Annotated in this window: 14 protein-coding genes; 4 read left to right on the top strand and 10 right to left on the bottom strand. The window is 64.0% G+C overall.

Translation table 11 applies throughout. From position 1 onward, the window contains the following. Window positions 1-22: 22 nt before the first annotated feature. The 4 genes from AC72UB_RS01765 to AC72UB_RS01750 form a co-directional block, all read right to left on the bottom strand. Window positions 23-1,024, bottom strand: a complete 1,002-nt coding sequence (locus tag AC72UB_RS01765) for a glycosyltransferase (RefSeq protein WP_505188239.1) — start codon at window positions 1,022-1,024, stop codon at window positions 23-25. A gap of 3 nt (window positions 1,025-1,027) precedes the next feature. Further along, window positions 1,028-7,411, bottom strand: a complete 6,384-nt coding sequence (locus AC72UB_RS01760) for a type I polyketide synthase (RefSeq protein WP_505188238.1) — start codon at window positions 7,409-7,411, stop codon at window positions 1,028-1,030. Window positions 7,412-7,595: 184 nt separating this feature from the next. Continuing rightward, window positions 7,596-8,588: a glycosyltransferase gene (locus AC72UB_RS01755; protein WP_505188237.1), complete on the bottom strand. Its 993-nt coding sequence runs from the start codon at window positions 8,586-8,588 to the stop codon at window positions 7,596-7,598. Further along, window positions 8,588-10,006: an O-antigen ligase family protein gene (locus tag AC72UB_RS01750; protein WP_505188236.1), complete on the bottom strand. Its 1,419-nt coding sequence runs from the start codon at window positions 10,004-10,006 to the stop codon at window positions 8,588-8,590. The genes AC72UB_RS01755 and AC72UB_RS01750 overlap by 1 nt, the downstream gene beginning before the upstream one ends. Before the next feature lie 208 nt (window positions 10,007-10,214). On the opposite strand from AC72UB_RS01750, the gene AC72UB_RS01745 reads away from it, so the two are divergent. Next, window positions 10,215-10,964: a WecB/TagA/CpsF family glycosyltransferase gene (locus tag AC72UB_RS01745; protein ID WP_505188235.1), complete on the top strand. Its 750-nt coding sequence runs from the start codon at window positions 10,215-10,217 to the stop codon at window positions 10,962-10,964. 196 nt (window positions 10,965-11,160) lie between these two features. Here the strand turns inward: AC72UB_RS01745 and AC72UB_RS01740 are convergent, their stop codons facing one another. From AC72UB_RS01740 to nth, 3 genes are read right to left on the bottom strand one after another with little or no spacing between them, the layout of a single operon-like run. Further along, window positions 11,161-11,328 carry a hypothetical protein gene (locus AC72UB_RS01740; protein WP_463290710.1) on the bottom strand — a complete coding sequence of 56 codons (168 nt, stop codon included), beginning with the start codon at window positions 11,326-11,328 and terminating at the stop codon, window positions 11,161-11,163. 11 nt (window positions 11,329-11,339) lie between these two features. Further along, window positions 11,340-12,323: an adenosine kinase gene (locus AC72UB_RS01735; RefSeq protein ID WP_505188234.1), complete on the bottom strand. Its 984-nt coding sequence runs from the start codon at window positions 12,321-12,323 to the stop codon at window positions 11,340-11,342. Next, window positions 12,320-12,964, bottom strand: coding sequence for an endonuclease III (gene nth / locus AC72UB_RS01730; RefSeq protein ID WP_505188233.1), 645 nt, complete (start codon window positions 12,962-12,964; stop codon window positions 12,320-12,322). The genes AC72UB_RS01735 and nth overlap by 4 nt, the downstream gene beginning before the upstream one ends. A gap of 138 nt (window positions 12,965-13,102) precedes the next feature. Between nth and AC72UB_RS01725 the strand changes: the two genes are divergently transcribed. The 3 genes from AC72UB_RS01725 to AC72UB_RS01715 all read left to right on the top strand — a co-directional run bounded on the left by AC72UB_RS01725 (window position 13,103) and on the right by AC72UB_RS01715 (window position 15,637). Continuing rightward, complete coding sequence (locus AC72UB_RS01725; protein WP_505188232.1) at window positions 13,103-13,957, top strand: methylated-DNA--[protein]-cysteine S-methyltransferase; 855 nt, start codon at window positions 13,103-13,105, stop codon at window positions 13,955-13,957. Window positions 13,958-14,065: 108 nt separating this feature from the next. Beyond that, a complete protein-coding gene (locus tag AC72UB_RS01720) occupies window positions 14,066-14,722 on the top strand; it encodes a YiaD family glycine zipper/OmpA-like lipoprotein (protein WP_505188231.1) in 657 nt (218 codons plus the stop codon). 144 nt (window positions 14,723-14,866) lie between these two features. Next, complete coding sequence (locus AC72UB_RS01715) at window positions 14,867-15,637, top strand: FadR/GntR family transcriptional regulator (RefSeq protein ID WP_505188230.1); 771 nt, start codon at window positions 14,867-14,869, stop codon at window positions 15,635-15,637. Between the two features lie 49 nt (window positions 15,638-15,686). Here AC72UB_RS01715 and AC72UB_RS01710 read toward each other — a convergent pair whose 3' ends face one another. From AC72UB_RS01710 to AC72UB_RS01700, 3 genes are all read right to left on the bottom strand, one after another. Beyond that, window positions 15,687-16,244: a F0F1 ATP synthase subunit B gene (locus AC72UB_RS01710; protein WP_505188229.1), complete on the bottom strand. Its 558-nt coding sequence runs from the start codon at window positions 16,242-16,244 to the stop codon at window positions 15,687-15,689. A gap of 4 nt (window positions 16,245-16,248) precedes the next feature. Continuing rightward, window positions 16,249-16,794: a F0F1 ATP synthase subunit B' gene (locus tag AC72UB_RS01705; protein ID WP_505188228.1), complete on the bottom strand. Its 546-nt coding sequence runs from the start codon at window positions 16,792-16,794 to the stop codon at window positions 16,249-16,251. A gap of 90 nt (window positions 16,795-16,884) precedes the next feature. Next, window positions 16,885-17,124 carry a F0F1 ATP synthase subunit C gene (locus AC72UB_RS01700; protein WP_463290718.1) on the bottom strand — a complete coding sequence of 80 codons (240 nt, stop codon included), beginning with the start codon at window positions 17,122-17,124 and terminating at the stop codon, window positions 16,885-16,887. Window positions 17,125-17,128: the final 4 nt, after the last annotated feature.

The raw sequence follows: 17,128 nt of genomic DNA, 5'->3' as shown, positions 1-17,128 counted from the left end.
CGCGCCTGATGCGCGGCGGCCCTCAGGCGATGGGGCGGGTCTTGGCTCGCGGTTTCTTGCCCGGAAAAAGGGGCCGCATCATGGCGCGCAGCCCATGCACGGTCAGATCCCGCAAATACCCCGGCGGATCGCCCCGGTCCTTGCGATCAATCAACAGCCGCGCGCGCCACAAGGCACCCCCCGCCACCGTGGCCAACGTGGCGGCCAAGGCGTAAGCCGCCCCGTGGTTTTTCACATAGTAATGCAACCGGCTGTCCAGCCAGAACTGCGGGATGCGGCCCCAGGTTTTCATGCCCGTCGAGACCGACCCGATATGCGCCACCCGGCTTTCCACCACATAATCCGTGGGCCAACCGGCGTGGGCGGCACGGCGACAAAGATCGGTTTCCTCAAAATACAGGAAAAAGGTTTCATCAAAGAGACCAATCCTGTCCAACACATCCATCCGCATCATCATGCTGGCCCCAGCCAGCCAATCCACGCGTGCCGTCGCCTGCGGCAAAGGCTGCGCCACGATATGGCGCGCCAAAAGCCGCGACACGGGGCCAAAGCGGATGTTCTGCTCAAACTCGCCCAGGATCGAGGGAAAGCGAAAGGCCGTGCGGTGCGGCTCGCCATCGGGACCATGAATGAAACTGCCCGCAAACCCGGTTGCGGGGTGGCTTTCCAGATGATCCACCAGCGCCCGAATGGCCCCCGGCGCGGGGAAGGCATCGGAATTCAGGATATAGACGTAATCCGGCCTCGCCCCATCGGGCAGACCCGCGCGGATGCCAAAATTGTTGCCCGCCCCAAAGCCGCCATTGTGCCCCGATTGCAGCACGCGCACCTGATGCGGGCCCGCGTCCCAACCCCGCGACGCCACCTCTGCCGTCAACCGCTCGAACGACCCATCGCCCGAGTCATTGTCAACGACCACCACCGCGCCGTCGATTCCCTCCAGCGCCGCCAAGGCCGCCTCCACCGCGCGCAGCGTCATCGCGGGCGTGCGCCAGTTCAAAATGACGGTCAACACACGCGCCATGGCCTACTCCGCCGCCGTGGCGAGGGGCACGACATTGCTCTTGTCCCCCTCAACCCGCGCAATCACCGCCTTCAGCTTGGCCGCCATAACCCGCACATTCGGCTCTAGCACCATGCTGTCATGATCGCCCGGCACCTCGATCACCTCCAACCCCGGCGCGAACCGGGTCAGATCATTGTCCTCAAACACATATTCCTTGGCCGAGGACACCCATTTGCCGCCCGTCACCGGCCACTTGCGGTCCAACGGCGGGCGGAAGAGCACCGTCGGGCCATGCCGCAGCGGCATGGCATAGACCGCAATCGCCTGACGGAAGGCCGCCTCAATCGCAGCATTGTGAAACTGCACGGGGCTCGCCGCATCCGCCTTGGCGCGGCGCTTTTGCATCTCCCAGGCCCAGCGATTGCGCGCCCATGTCGCCAGAAACCCTGGCCCCCCGGCGCGCAGTTCTGCCCATTTGATAGCCGCCTTGTCCGCCCGGCTCAGGCCCGGCCGCATCGGCAAGGGCGTGTCCAAAAGCACCAGCACCGACACCGCCTCGCCCGCCTCGACCAACTGCCGCGCCATCTCCCACGCGGTCAGCCCGCCGCCCGAAAACCCGCCCAGCATATAGGGACCCTGCGGCTGCACCTGCCGCATCTCCGCAATGTAATCCGCCGCCGCTTCGGGCAGGGTCTGATGCGGGGCCTGATCGCCCAAAAGCCCGCGCGCTTGCAGGCCATAAAACGGCCGATCTCCGCCCAAAAGTTGCGCCAGATGCCGCAGGTTCAGCACATTGCCGAACATGCCCGCGACAAGGAAAAACGGCTGACGCGGCCCGCCCTCGCCCTGATGCATCGGCACCAGATGGGTGAACCGCCGCACCGGAGCGGCGGGTTTGTCTGGGGTCGCGGCATCGCCCAGATCCCCCACCTCGGCGGCAATCAGCGCCGCACAGGCGGCCACCGTCGGCGCCTCGAACAAGATCGAGATCGGGAAATCCAAGCGATATGCCTTCTTGACCATCGCAAACAGGCGCACTGCAATCAGGCTGTGGCCGCCAAGATCAAAGAAACTGTCCTCTACCCCCACTTGGCCCACACCCAAAAGGTCCTGCCAGAACCCCACCAGCGTGCGCTCAATATCGCTGCGCGGCGCGACATAGGCGGTGTCCAGATCGGGCCGCTCGAAAGACTGCCCCTCCGACTTCGCCGCCTCCGCCTCGGCGGTCTGGCGCACCAGCGCGGGCAGATCCAGCGACGACACGATGATCTGCGATTGCCCCAGCGCCACGGCACGCGAAAACGCCTCCGCGCCCTCATCCGGCCGGATGCCTAGGGCAAAGGCATGCATCAAACGCTCTTCGGCGGGCGACGGGGGTTTTGCCTGCGCCGGGCCCTCGTCAAACGCCACCTCACGCGGGTCGGGCGGGGGAAAGGACAAGGCCCCCTCCAGACGGCGGATCGAGAAGCCGTCAATCTCGACACAGACCTCGCCCTCGGGCGTGGCAAGAGTGACGTTGAAGGTCGCCGTCGCCCCCTCGGCGCGGTTGTCGGCGGCACTGACGACATGGCTGAAAATCTCACCAGGTAAGGGGCGCAAGACCCGCACCAACCCGTAAGATACCGGCACCCACAGATGATCGGGCCGATAGCCCTTGATCAGCCCCATCGCCCAGCCGGTCGCCAAATCCATCAGCGCGGGGTGCAACAGCCACACCCCCGCCTCGGCCCAGAACGGCGCAGGCAGCGCCAGCGTCGCCAGCCCCTCCGCCTCGCCCGTCGCGCGCGACCGTAAGACGCGCCAGCGCGGGCCAAACCTCAGATGCGCCTCTTGCGGGCTGACCAACCCCTCGCCCGATTCGGGCGCAGGCAAACGCGCCGCAATCGCTGCCACATCCAGCCGCTTCGCATTGGCCGCAATCGGCACCACCCGCGCTTGGGCATGGAGCTGCCAGCCGCTCCGACCCTTGGCAACCGCCTCGGACCGCAGTTCAAACCCATAGCCTTCCTCGCTGCGGATCAGCTTGGCCCTGACACCGCGCGCGTCACCATCCGCCACAGCCAGCGGACGGAAGAAATACAGATCGCGCAGTTCAAACGCGCCCACCTCGCCCTGCGCCCGCATGGCCTCGGCAGCAATCTCCAGATAGCCCGTGCCGGGGATCAGCGCCTGACCCGCCTTGGTGCGATGCCCGTCCAGCACCCAACGATCCATCCCATAGGTCGCGGCAAACATCCGGTTGCCCGCCCCGTCAAACCCCGCCTCATCCAGCATGGGCGCATCCACGAGCACCATCGGCGCCGCCACACGGCCCGTGCGATCGGCCAAAGCCTCCGCCGCCATGCCAACCCCGGTCCAAATCCCCCAGTTCAGCGCAACCACCTTAGTCTTGCCCCCGGCGCGCGATTTGGCAAAGGCGTTCAGATACTCATTCGCCGCCACATAATCGATCTGCCCCGCCGGCCCTGTCACCGTCGAGGTCGAGGAGAACACCACCATCAGATCAATCGACCCATCCGGAAACAGCCGGTGCAACACCTGCGTGCCATGCAGCTTCGGGGCAAAGACCTCCTCCACCTCCGCCGGGGTTTTGAGCATCAACGGCCCATCATCCACCACCCCCGCCGCATGGATCACCGCCTGCACCCGGCCAAAGCGCGCCACCCCCGCCGCCACCGCCTGCACCATATCCTCCATGTTGCAGACATCCGCCGGGGCGACCATCACTTGGCCCCCCAAAGCCTCCAGCCGTTGCAGCGCCAAGATGCGGCGGCTAATCGGATCGGCGGGGTCATGCGCGGCCAGATAGCGGCCCCAGGTCGCGCGCTCTGGCAGGGCGCGGCGGGCAATCAGCGTGATCTTCGCGCCAAAGCGGCGGATCAAATCTTCGGCCACCGTCAGGCCAATGCCGCCAAAACCGCCCGTGATCAGCACATGCGCCCCATCGGGCAGGGCAAAGCCCGCCTCGGGCAAGGCCTGCGCTTTGATGCCCTGCTCATAGCGCCGCGCACCGCGCAGGGCGGCCACCCGTTCGCCGGGGTCTTGGCACAATTCCTCCAACACGCGGGCGGTCACGTCGGACACATCCGATACGCCCCGGCGCGGCGCGGGCGGCAATTCCAGATCACACAGGCTCACCGTCACCCCCGGCACTTCACGCGGGATCACCCGCATCGGCCCCAGAAGCGTCGCCTTCTCCGGATAGGCCAGCACCTCGCCCTTCACCTGCGCCGCCCCGGTGGTAAAGGCGGTCAGATGAATAGGCCGGGGCAGGTTTTCCTCGGCCATGGCTTGGGCGAGGAACAACAGCGAATAGAAGCCCTGCTCCAGATTGCGGTGCAGGAACGACGACCCCGGGCGGAAGCTTTCCCCCCGCGTGACACCCCAGAAATGGGCAATGCGGGTGGGCGAATGGCCATGGGCCACCAGATCGCGGATGAGCGCATCATAGCCCTCACGGCCCCGCTCGGGGGCCAGCACATAATCCTGCCCCTCGCGGCCAAAAGCATCCCCGGCCCGAACACAGCGCACCTCATGCCCAGCCTCGCGCAAGGCAGCAGCGGTGGCCGCCCCCACCCCCTGATCATCCAAGAAAATCAGCCAGTTTTGCCGCGCCGCCTCGGCCAGATCGGCGGCCTCGAACCCCGCCGAGACCGGCTTCCAATGCGGCTTCCAACCCCATTGCGCCATGTCCTCAAGGCGTGCAGGCAAGGGTTGCGCTTCCGTCGTCGCCGCCTTGCCCGGCTCGATGAAATAGGGTTTGCGCTGGAACGCATAGCTCGGCAGCACCACGCGGTTGCGCCGCGCGCCGCCCCAGATCTGCGCCCAATCCACCGCCACACCACAGGCCCAAAGCCGCGCGATCGTGCCGATGTGCCAAGCATCATCGGCCATCGCCTGTTCCGGGTGGCGCAGCGCCGCAATGACCTGACCCGCCGCCACCCCATTGGCCTGCGCGAGTGACGAGAGCGGCCGACCGGGGCCCATCTCCACAAAGACGCGCGGGCTTGTCGCCATGAGCGTCGCCATGCAGGGCTGAAAATTCACCGTATTGCGCAGATGCTGCACCCAATACTCCGGGTCCATCGCCTCCGCCGCCGTCAGTTCCACCCCGGTCGTGTTCGAGATGATCGGCAGGCTTGGCGGGTTCAGCCGGACCCTACGCAGATAATCGCCAAACCGCCCCAAGATCGGCTCCAGCATCCGGGAATGGGCGGCGATGTCGATGGCCACCCTCTGCGTCTCAACCCCCTCCGCCGCCAGCCTTTCCGCCAAGTTCTTCAATGCCGCATCAGGGCCAGAGACCACACACAAGCCCGGCGCATTGACCGATGCCATGTCGAGGTCCCCCGTCATCAGGGGCCGCAAATCCCCCTCCGCCAAGGGCACCGACAGCATCCCACCCGGCGCGATGGTGTCGAAAAGCAACCCGCGCAACAGCACAAGCCCAATGCACTCTTCAAAACTCATCACCCCCGCCAAGGCCGCAGCGGTGTTTTCCCCCATCGAATGGCCGACCAATGCCGCAGGCGTAACCCCCCAGCTTTCGTAAAGCTTCGCCAGCGCATATTCGGTGATCATGATCAGCGGCAGTTGCACGGAGGGCTTTTTCAAAGCCTCATGCGCCGCCGCCTCAGCGACCTTGGGCGGAAGCCACAGCGCACGGATGTCGTAATCCAACTGCGGCTCCAACACCGCCAGACCCTTGTCCATCCAATCGGCAAAGACGGGTTCGGTTTCATACAAATCCCGCGCCATGCCGGCGTATTGCGCGCCGCCACCGGGGAACATGAACACCACCTCGGGACTGTCCCCAAGGTAATCATGATTGAACACCCGCCGCGCATCGGCCCCTTCCAACAGGGCTGCCGCCTCCTCAGGACTTCCCGCCACCACCACCCGGCGCTTTTCAAAGGCGCGGCGGCCTTCCTTCAAGGTATAGGCCACATCGGCCAAAGGCTGTTCAGGGTGCGCGCGCAAATGCGCGGCCAGCCGCACGGCTTGGCCCTCCAGCGCCGCCTTCGACTTGGCCGAAATCACCAAGGGCTGGAAGGGAAAGACGCTCTCCTCCGACGCCGCACGGGGCGGCGCCTCCTCAAGCACGGCATGGGCATTGGTGCCGCCAACGCCAAGCGAGTTCACCCCCGCCCGCAAGACAGGGGCCTGCCAGTCGGTCAGCCGATCATTCACCCGGAAGGGAGAGCTTGCAAAATCAATCGCCGGATTCGGCGCCTCATAGCCCAAAGACGGCGCGAGTTTCCGGTGATGCAGTTGCAAGGCCACCTTGATCAGGCTTGCCACCCCGGCCGCCGTATCCAGATGCCCGATGTTGGTTTTCACCGACCCAATCCGGCAAGACCCCACCGCATCCGTCGTCTCGCGGAAGGCTTGGCTTAACGCCGCCACCTCAATCGGATCGCCGAGATAGGTGCCCGTGCCGTGACATTCGACATAACTCACGCTCTCGGCATTCACCCCCGCCACAGCCTGCGCCTCGGCGATGCAGCGCGCCTGCCCGTCCACCGAAGGCGCCAGATACCCGGCCTTGGCCGCGCCGTCGTTGTTGACGGCGGATCCCTTGATGATCGCCCAGATATGATCCCCATCGCGGATCGCATCCTTGGCGCGGCGCAACACCACACAGCCCGCACCCGACCCGAACACCGTCCCTTGCGCGCGGTGGTCAAAGGCGTGGCAATGCCCATCGGGCGACAGGATCTCGCCCTCGGTGAACAGATAGCCCCGCGCATGGGGCAATTCGATGGTGACACCCCCGGCCAGCGCCATGTCACATTCGCCATTCAAAAGCGCCTGCGCGGCATAATGCACGGCGACCAAACTGGTCGAACAGGCCGTCTGCACGTTGATGCTTGGCCCCTTCAGATCAAAGATATGGCTCACCCGCGTGGCCAGAAAATCCTTGTCGTTCCCGGTATGGCGCAACAAGAACATGCCGGTCTGATCGACCAGATCAGGGTTCGAACACAGGTTGAAATAGAAATACGACCCCATGCCGCAGCCGGCATAAACCCCAATCGCGCCCTTGAAATTCTCGGGCGGATGGGCGGCGTTTTCCAAAGCCTCCCACGCCACCTCCAGAAACTGCCGGTGCTGCGGATCAAGGATCGCCGCTTCTTTTGGGGAAAAGCCGAAGAACTCGGCATCAAAGGTCTCAAACCCTTCCAGCACGGCGGCGGCAGGCACATAGTTCGGCTTGGCACTGCGCGCCGGGCTCTCGCCCGCGGCCAGAAGATCGTCCTCCGACAGAACCCGGATCGACTCCACCCCTGCGGCCAGATTGGCCCAATAGGCGGCAATATCGCCCGCCCCCGGCACATGCGCGGCCATGCCCACAACGGCAATATCCGTGTCAGCGACACCGGCCAAGCGTTCATCCACCGTCATTCAATGTCCAACCTGAAAAAAGCGCGACCCTAAGAGCTTCATCAAAACATCTTAAATTTAGCAGAATTGCGGCACGTCTCCTACCCAAAGCCGAGGGGGATCTGGAAAGTGCATGGCTTCGGGACAATGCCCCATTTTCGCCATGGCTTCGCCAGAAATCGGCAGGGAAAAAAGGCGAAACGGCCTACCAGTGCCCCGCCCCTGTGCCGCGCGCCATACGATACTGCGCCAAAACGTAAACAATCGCGTCAAAGCCAAAGCCCAAGACAGCGACAAAAACCCGCTTAGGCCGCAAAAGATCGCGCGGATGGGACCAAAGCCGCTGAAGCCGCTTGGTCAGGAAATGCAGCGGCACATAGCCAAAGGGCCAGCTTGGCAGCCGCGCACGCATGGCCCGCGTCAACCACCCCTCATCGGCCGCCGCCCGCGCCAGCGCCGGGCGTCTTGCCTCTTCGGGAAGTGCGCGCAAGGCCTCAAAGGCGGCAAAGTTGATGGCCGATCCGATCACAATCCGCGTCTGATGCCGGATCAGCGCCGCAATCCGCCGCTCGCTGGCGTAGAGATGCGACAGCCCGTCCAGCCCGTCGATCCGGCCGAAATCCTCTGGCCCGGTCAGCGCATCGGTGAGGACCATCGCACGCAAAAACCCATCCTCCACCGGCAGACCGATGGGCAAATGAAACCGCCGCGCCCGCGCGGCGGGCATGGCGTAAAGCTGGCCGCAGATCGCGGTTTTCCAATCGTCCAAACCCCCACCCGCCGCCGCAATGATCTTGTCCAAGACCCCCAACCCCTCGGGCCGGGCGACAATGTCCTTCACCGGCTGGCTGTTCAGCACCCAAAGCTCCGGCCTTGCCACCAGCCCCAGCGCCAACCGCTTCAGACAATCGGGTGCTGTAAACGCGATATCGGCATCGACAAAGATCAGCACCTCGGCCGCATCCCGCGCCAGATCATGCACAAAGCGGTTCCAGGTGCGCGACTTGCCGCCCTCGGCCAAATCCGCCACCTCCACCCCCGCCGCCAGCGCCAGATCGGCGGTCGCATCCGTGCAGCCATTGGCCAGAACCAAGATCCGCGCCTCCAGCCCGCGGAAATCCTGCGCCAAAAGCTGTGCCACCATATCAGCAATGCCCTTGGCCTCGTTGTGCGCAAAAACCCCGATATCCACCCGCATCAGATCACCGTCCGCAGCGGTTTGGCGGCGTTGTTCCGGTCGCGCCGCAGCTCGGCGTCAGCAGCCCGCCGGGCGCGCGCCAACCGCTCTGCCTCGCCCAACAGCGCCCCGGCCATCAGCCATGTGAACGGAATCTGCGTCGCATTGGGCAAGAGATCGATCATATTGGCCCCAAGGATCAGCGCCACCGCCCCCACCCAAGGCGAGAGCGTGGCCTTGGGCTGGCGCAACGCCTCACGGCCCAACAACACCAGCGGCAGGGCAAACAGCCCAAACTCGGCCACATAGCCGACCCACCCATAGGTGCCCATCAAGATCACCCATGCCCCATCGGCAATGTTCAACTGCCGCCCGGTAATCGGATCATGCGTAAAAGCCCGACCATAGCCGCCCCAACCAAACCAAGGCCGCTCTTGCGCGCGGGCCAAAAGGATTTCCTCATTCTCAATGCGGAACCGCAGAGAATAGGCCCGCTCGGGCGACAGGGTGTCGGCAAAGGCCAAAATATGGTCAATCGGCACCAGATGCGCCCCGCGCAACACCGGATAGGTCACCACCAACACCGCCAAGCCCGCCGCGATCACCAGCTGCAGCCGCACCGGAACCAGCAAGATCAGCGGCACCATCCCCAGCGCATAAACCAAGGGTCCGGCACTGCGGCACAAGACCAGCATCGCAGCGAGATACAGCATGACGACCAGCGCCTTCGGCCGCGCCTCGGGCGCGACGTGGCGAAAAAGGGTCACCGCCGCCGCCAGTGCCATAAAGGCGAAAAACGCCACCCAAAGCCCATGCGGCAAGAACACCACCGGGCGATAGCCGCCATAGCGCACCGTCTGCCAGAAATCATGCTGGAAGAACCCGTACACCCAGACGTTCATCTGCGGGCTCATCACCACCTCAATCAGCATCGGCACCGAATAGGCCAGCCCCGCCGCCACCAAGGCCGCCAGAATGGCGCGCATCCCCTCGGGCGTGCCCAGATAGCGCCGCGCCAGAAAGAACGGCAACAGCGCGATCAGCTGATAGGCGATCGAGGCCAGACTGTCATAAATCCGCATCCCGTTGATCATCGCCGCGCGAAAGATCAGCGGGTCGGTGTTGGTCAAAACCGTGCCAAAGGGCGACAGCACATAGGCCACAATCAACGCCTTGCCGATGGGGCTGTGCGGGACAAAGCTGATCTTGTCCTTCACCAGCCACAGCGCACAGGCCAGCGCCATCAGATTGGGCACCGACATCTTGTCGAGATCCGGGATCAGCGGAAAGTTGAACGCGGTCAGCGGCGGCAACAAGAGATACCCGCCCAAGATCGTCCAGATCAGCGCCCGGCCCGGATCCAGCCGCCGCCAGAGCTGCCAAAACACAAAGGGCCACAGCGCCAGCACGAGATAGGCAATGATATTGGGGCTCGGCAAAGGGCTTGGCTTTCAAAATGGCATGATCAATCCCACGCCAAAATCGGCGCGGTCACGCGCCATGCTAGCCTTGAAATGCGGGCAAACCAAGGCAGGCCGGGCTAGCGGTCAAAAGCATCGTAGCCCCCACAGCCGCCAAACTTCACCCTCGGCAGAGGGGCGATCCCTGTGCTATGACGACAGAATTCGGCGTTTCAGGTATTTTGACGTGCATTTTCAGATCGGCCCGGCGGTGATCCCCGTCAACATTCCCACGCCACAGGCGTTGATGACCGCGCTCGACCAGCGCCTTCGCGCGCGCCAAGGCTTTGCGCTCGCCACGATCAACCTGGATCACATCGTCAAACTGCACCGCCTGCCCGAGTATCACTCCGCCTATGCCCGGCATGAGATGATCTGCGCCGATGGCAATCCGATTGTCTGGCTCTCGCGGCTGGCCCGCCGGCCGGTGGGGCTGGTGCAAGGCTCCGACATGGTGCGCCCGATGCTCACGGTCGCCGCCCGTGCTGGGCGCAGCGTGGCGATGGTCGGCAGCACCGAGGAAACGCTGGCCGCCTCGGCCGAGCAGTTGATGCGCGACATCCCCGGCCTTGTGGTGGTGATGCGCCACGCGCCGCAGATGGATTTCGACCCCAAGGGCGATGAAGCCCGCCGCATTCTGGCCGAACTTGCCGCCCGCGATGTGGGCTTGTGCCTCGTTGCCCTCGGCTCACCCAAGCAAGAGCATTTCGCCGCTTTGGGCCGCGATCTGGCCCCGAATGTCGGCTTTGCCTCCATTGGGGCAGGGCTGGATTTCATCTCAGGCCGCCAGACCCGCGCGCCGCGCTGGGTGCGCGAGATTGCGATGGAATGGCTCTGGCGCGCCGTCACCGCACCGCGCCGACTGGTGCCGCGCTATGTCGCCTGCGCGGCGATCCTGCCAGGCGAGGCGCTCAAGGCCTGGCGCCTGCGCGGCTAGCCCCCTCCCCCTCCCACCCCCACAGGGGAGGACGGAGGCGCGGGTTCTGTATCGCTGGGCCCTGTAACGCTAAGCCCTAACAACGCCACGTCACCGGAAACCGTCACAGCAGCCCCAATCGCCTCCCCTCCCCCTCGTGGGGAGGGGCTGGGGGTGGGGGGAAATCCCCCAAAAGAGGGCCACCAAACCCGATCAATCAGCCCTTCTTCTTGGCCTCAGCCGCCGCCTTCATGCGTGCCAAAAGCTCTTCTTTGCTGGCCCGGCCACCGCTGGGGCTTTTCTCGGCCCCAAGGCCCTTTTTGCCAACCTTGTGCTTGGGCTGCTTGCCCGCCGAAATCGGGTTGTTCGCTGCTGCGTAATCCATCGTGTCGCCCCTTACAAAAGTCCCTGCGCCCGGAACAGCGCCTTCAGATCGGTCTCGGGCCGCGCGCCATAGTGGCTGATGACCTCAGCCGCCGCCACACAGCCCATAAGACCAGCTTGCTCCAAACCCTGCCCCGTCGCCATGCCGTAGATAAAGCCTGCCGCAAACTGATCGCCCGCGCCCGTCGCATCCACTGGCACGACGCGGCGCACCGGCACCACGGCGCGGTCCGACCCGCGCGCCAAGATCACCTCATCGCCCGACCGCGTGCAAACCACAAGCCCCGCATCCTGCACGGCTTGGGCCAGCGCCGCCTCCAGATCGGTTTGATAGAGGCTCGACCATTCGTGCTCATTGCCGATCACATAATCCAGATCCTTGACCAACCGGCGGAAGTCATCCCGGTGACGGTCCACGCAGAACGGGTCCGACAGCGCGATCCCGGCGCGGCCACCGGTTTTCTGGCAAAGCTTCGCCGCCCGCTCAAACGCCTCTTTCCCCTTGGGCTTGTCGTAAAGATAGCCCTCAAGGAAGAGATAATCCGTATCCCCGGCCACCGCGTCCGACACATCCTGCGGACCGAGTTCCGAGGAAATCCCCAGATAGGTGTTCATCGACCGCTCACCATCCTTGGACACAAAGATCATCGACCGCGAGGTCGGCAATTCCCCCCCCGCCACCGGAGGGTTCACAAAATCGGTGCCATCCTCGGCCATGCCCTCGGCATAGAACCGGCCCAAAGTGTCATCATGCACCCGGCCGATAAACGCGGTTTTCAGGCCCAAGTTGCCCAAACCCGCCAAGGTATTGGCCACCGACCCCCCCGGCGCCTGCACCCGGTCTTTCATCGCGGCATAGAGGATCTCGCCCCGCTCGCGCTCGACCAGCTGCATGATGCCCTTTTCGATGCCCATCATCTCAAGGAAGGACTCATCGGCCTGCGTAATCACATCGACAATCGCATTGCCGATGCCCACAACTTGATACTTCTTCATACGGTCTTGTCCTCGAACTGGCAGTCATCGCGAATGGGGCAGATGCCGCATTTGGGTTTGCGCGCCACGCAGATATAGCGGCCATGCAAGATAAGCCAGTGATGCGCGTGTTGCTGATATTCGGCGGGCACGTGGTCTTCAATGGCGCGCTCAATGGCCAACTCATCGCGGCCCACGGCAATGCCGGTGCGGTTGCCGATCCGCAGGATATGGGTGTCCACCGCCTGCGCCGGATAATGGAACCACATGTTCAACACCACATTCGCCGTCTTGCGCCCCACGCCGGGCAAGCGCTGCAACGCGGCCCGCGAGGACGGCACCTGACCGCCATACTCGTCAATCAGCATCTGACACAGTTTGATGACGTTCTTGGCCTTGTTGCGAAAGAGGCCAATCGTCTTGATATGCTCAATCAGCCCCTCTTCGCCCAAGGCCAGCATCTTTTCGGGCGTGTCGGCAATCTCAAACAGCCGCGCCGTGGCCTTGTTCACCCCCACATCGGTCGCCTGCGCCGACAGCGCCACCGCGACCACAAGGGTAAAGGCGTTCACATGGTTCAACTCGCCCTTCGAATCCGGCTCCAACTCTTGGAACCGGGCAAAGATGCGCTGCATCGCGGGATAGGAAAGCTGCTTGGCCATGGGCGTTCTATGCACCATCGCGCGGTCTGCCTGCAACGCTCTTCCCTCGCTTGCGCGTCGGTCATCGCCAGATTTACCCGCAAGTTCCGGGTCGCACAGCCGCGCGCCTGCCCCTAAGGTGGCATCAAGGAGAGCGCCATGACCGACCAAAGCCCCAGCTACCACTACGCCACCATCGCCCGCGCCCTGCGCGAGATTGATGCCGCCGGCCCCGGTCTTTCGCTTGAAGATCTGGCCGCCCGCATCGGCCTGTCGCCAGCGCATTTCCAGCGCGTGTTCAGCCAATGGGTCGGCGTCAGCCCGAAACGCTATCAGCAATACCTCGCCCTCGACCATGCCCGCGATCTTCTGGCCCGGCGCTTCAGCGTCCTCGACACCGCCCATGACACCGGGCTTTCGGGGGCCGGGCGTCTCCATGATCTTTTCGTCACATGGGAAGCGATGAGCCCCGGAGATTACGCCAAAGGCGGCGCTGGCCTCACCATCCGCTGGGGCCTTGCCCCCTCGCCCTTTGGCGAAGCGGTGGTCATGGCCACCGACCGGGGCATCTGCGGCATGGGCTTTGCCGCCGAGATGGGGCGCGAACCCGCGACCGAAGACCTGATGCGCCGCTGGCCCGCCGCGCAGTTTCAGCGCGACGATGCCGCCATCGCGCCTTTGGCGCAGGCGGCCTTTGGCGGCGGGCAAACCGCGCTCCACCTCATTGGCGCACCGTTTCAGATCAAGGTCTGGGAGGCGCTTTTGCAAGTCCCCTCGGGCCATGTCACCAGCTATTCGCAAATCGCCGGGGCCATCGGCCATGACAAGGCGGTGCGCGCGGTCGGCACCGCTGTCGGGCGCAACCCGATCAGCTTTCTGATCCCTTGCCACCGGGCCTTGCGCAAATCTGGCGCATTAGGCGGCTATCACTGGGGCCTGCCGGTGAAACGCGCCATTCTGGCTTGGGAAGGCGCGCGCGAAGACGCCCGCGACACCGCACCCACGGGGATGTGATGGGCAAGAATCCGCATCAACCTAGGGCTGCTATGGGATAGCACGGCCAGCCCTGCTATAGACAGGCCAAGGCGGCAGACGCCGTAACCTGCTGGATGAGGCATGACCATGACCCTGAAGACCCCGATGATTCTCGCCGCCCTTGGCGCGCTGACCCTGTCCGCCTGCGTGGACCCCAACGCCTATCCCGAAGACCCGAACGCCCGCACCAAGAACGGTGCGATCATCGGCGGGATGCTGGGCGCCATGGCCGGTGTTGCGGTGTCCGGTGACGGCGATGAGCTGACGGGCGCGATTCTTGGCGGCGCTGTTGGGGCCGCCACCGGTGCCGCCATCGGCTCGGACCTTGACCGTCAGGCGGCCGAACTGCGCAGCTCGCTCAACTCCAATATCTCGGTCACCAATATGGGCGGCTATCTTGTGGTGAACATGCCGCAAGACCTCTTGTTTGCCACCGACAGCGCCACGCTCTCGGGCAATCTGACCTATGACCTGCGCGCCGTGGCAACCAGCCTGATCCGCTACCCCAACTCCACCATCGAAGTGGTCGGCCACACCGACAACGTGGGCGAGGCCGCCTACAACCAAGACCTGTCGCAGCGCCGTGCCTTTGCCGTGGCCGATGTCCTGCGCGCTTCGGGCGTGCCGGCGGGGCGGATCGCCACCATCGGGCGCGGCGAAGATGCCCCCATTGCCACCAACCAAACCGAAGGCGGCCGCGCGATGAACCGCCGGGTGGAAATCATCATCCGCCCCACGAACTAACCTGACGAACTAAACCTGACGAACGAAACCGGGCACACGTCGCCTGTCAGAAAAATTTTGGGCCGGAGGGGAAACCTCCGGCCCTTCTTGATTGATGTCTCCCCGAAATTGGTAATATGTTTGAACCAATTGCCGGAGGAAACCATGCCGTTCCAGAAGATCGAAGCGGAAAAGCTCTCGCAGAGCGTGGTCCACCAAGTGGAACTCCTGATCCTGCGCGGCATCCTGCGCCCCGGCGAACGCCTGCCCTCAGAACGTGAACTGTCGGACCGGCTCGGTGTCTCACGCCCCAGCCTGCGCGAAGCCATTGCCGAATTGCAGGACCGGGGCCTTCTTACGGCAAAACCCAACGCTGGGGTCTTTGTTGCCGACGTGCTGGGCTCGGCCTTTTCACCCGCGCTCATTGATCTGTTCTCAACCCACGAAGACGCGGTCTTCGACTATGTCGCCTTCCGCCGCGACCTTGAAGGTCTTGCCGCCGAACGCGCCGCCCATTTCGGCTCTGATACCGATCTGGAAGTCATCGACACCATCTTCCACAAAATGGAAGCCGCCCATCAAAAGCGCGACCCGACCGACGAGGCCGAACTGGACGCGAATTTCCACATGGCGATCATCGAGGCCAGCCACAACATCGTCATGCTGCACATGATGCGGTCGATGTATGACCTTTTGCGCCAAGGCGTGTTCTACAATCGCCAGATGATGTTCAAGAACCGCCTGACCCGCGACATGCTCTTGGACCAGCACCGCGCCATCAACAGCGGCGTGCAATCGCGTAACCCGCAAGCCGCCCGCGCGGCGGTCGAGGTGCATATGGACTATGTGAAACAGGCCATGGTCGACCAAATCAAAGCCGCCCGGAACGAGGCCATCGCCCGCCAGCGCCTGCAACACGAGAAAAATCGGCAATAAAAAACCCCGGGCGCGGCCCGGGGTTGATGTCGTGATAGGGTCGGCCTGCTTAGTGCAGCTTGGCCTCAACCTGTGCAATCGCCTCGTCGATCGACGCAGCTGCAGCTTCAGCGGTGCTTTGCTTGGCCAGCACCTCTGCCGCGGCAGCCACAGCCACCGACACAGCGCGCTCGCGCACCTGACGCAGGGCCGACGCCTCGGCGCTGGCAATCTGGTCCTCAGCCGCGGCCAGCCGGCGCGCGATCGAGACTTTCAGATCATCCTTGGCCTGCTTCGCCGCAGCCATCGCCTCATCCTTGGCAGCCGCCACGATGCGCTCAGACTGCGCCTGCACTTCTTTTTGCTTCTTCTCGTAAGACGCCAAAAGCGCACGCGCCTCTTCACGCAGCGCGCGGGCCTCGTCCAGCTCAGCCTTGATCTGGTTGGCGCGCGCATCCAGCATGCCGGTCAGCATGGCCGGGACCTTGGCCCGCAGCAAAATGCCGATGAACACGAGGAAGGCCAGCAGAACCACAAAGTTCGAGTTCCACAGCGAGAAGAACGGGCCACCGGCTGCAAAGGCGGGGCTGGCGCTCAACAGGGCGAAGGGAAGGATCAGATGTTTCATAGCCTTACCCTTTCAACGCGGCGGTCACGGCTGCAGTCACAGCCTTTGCGTCAGCCTTGCCGCCCAGAACGGCCACCAATTCCTTGGCGGTGTCGCGGGCCACTTCGGTGACAGCATCCATCGCACCGGCGCGAATTTCGCCAATCCGCTTTTCGGACTCAGCCGATTTGGCGGCGATCTCTGCGTCGGCCTTGGCCAAAGCCTTGTCCAGATCTTTCTGGATGTCCGCCTTCGCCGCTGCCACGATCTTCGCCGCCTCGGCGCGGGCCGCAATCAGCGCGTCGTTGTAGGCCTTTTCAGCCCCCACAGCGCTCTGCTTCAGCTCTTCAGCCGCAGCCAGATCATTGGTGATCGTGCCTTTGCGTTCGGCCAAAACCCCACCGATGCGCGGCAGCGCAACGCGCGACAGCACAAGGTAGATCACGACCAGCGTGACCAGAAGCCAGAAAATCTGGTTGGGGAAGGTCGAGAAATCCAGCTGAGGCATACCAGCCTCCGCGGTCTTCGCGGCCCCATGCGCCACATCAGTGGCTGTCGTTTCGGTCGCCATGTCTCATGTCCTCCGTCGGACCCTTTGGGAGTTTCAGGGATGCAAAGCGGGTCGCTCTACATCCCTGACCGTAAGGATGCGAAGGTCAGATTAGACTGCGAACATCAGCAGAAGCGCGACGAGGAACGAGAAGATCCCCAGAGCTTCGGCGAAGGCCAGACCGATGAAGAGGGTCGCGGTTTGCGAACCAGCGGCCGACGGATTGCGCAGCGCGCCCGCCAGGAAGTTGCCGGCAACATTGCCAACACCGATGGCGGCTGCGCCCGAACCAATGGCGGCCAGACCGGCACCGATGAATTTGCCCATTGCGGCTGCTGCTTCGAGTTCCATGTGT

The sequence above is a fragment of the Allotabrizicola aquatica (SeqCode) genome, assembly GCF_965194375.1.
Lineage (GTDB): Bacteria > Pseudomonadota > Alphaproteobacteria > Rhodobacterales > Rhodobacteraceae > Tabrizicola_A > Tabrizicola_A aquatica.
This window is presented reverse-complemented; position numbering and strand designations above follow the sequence as displayed.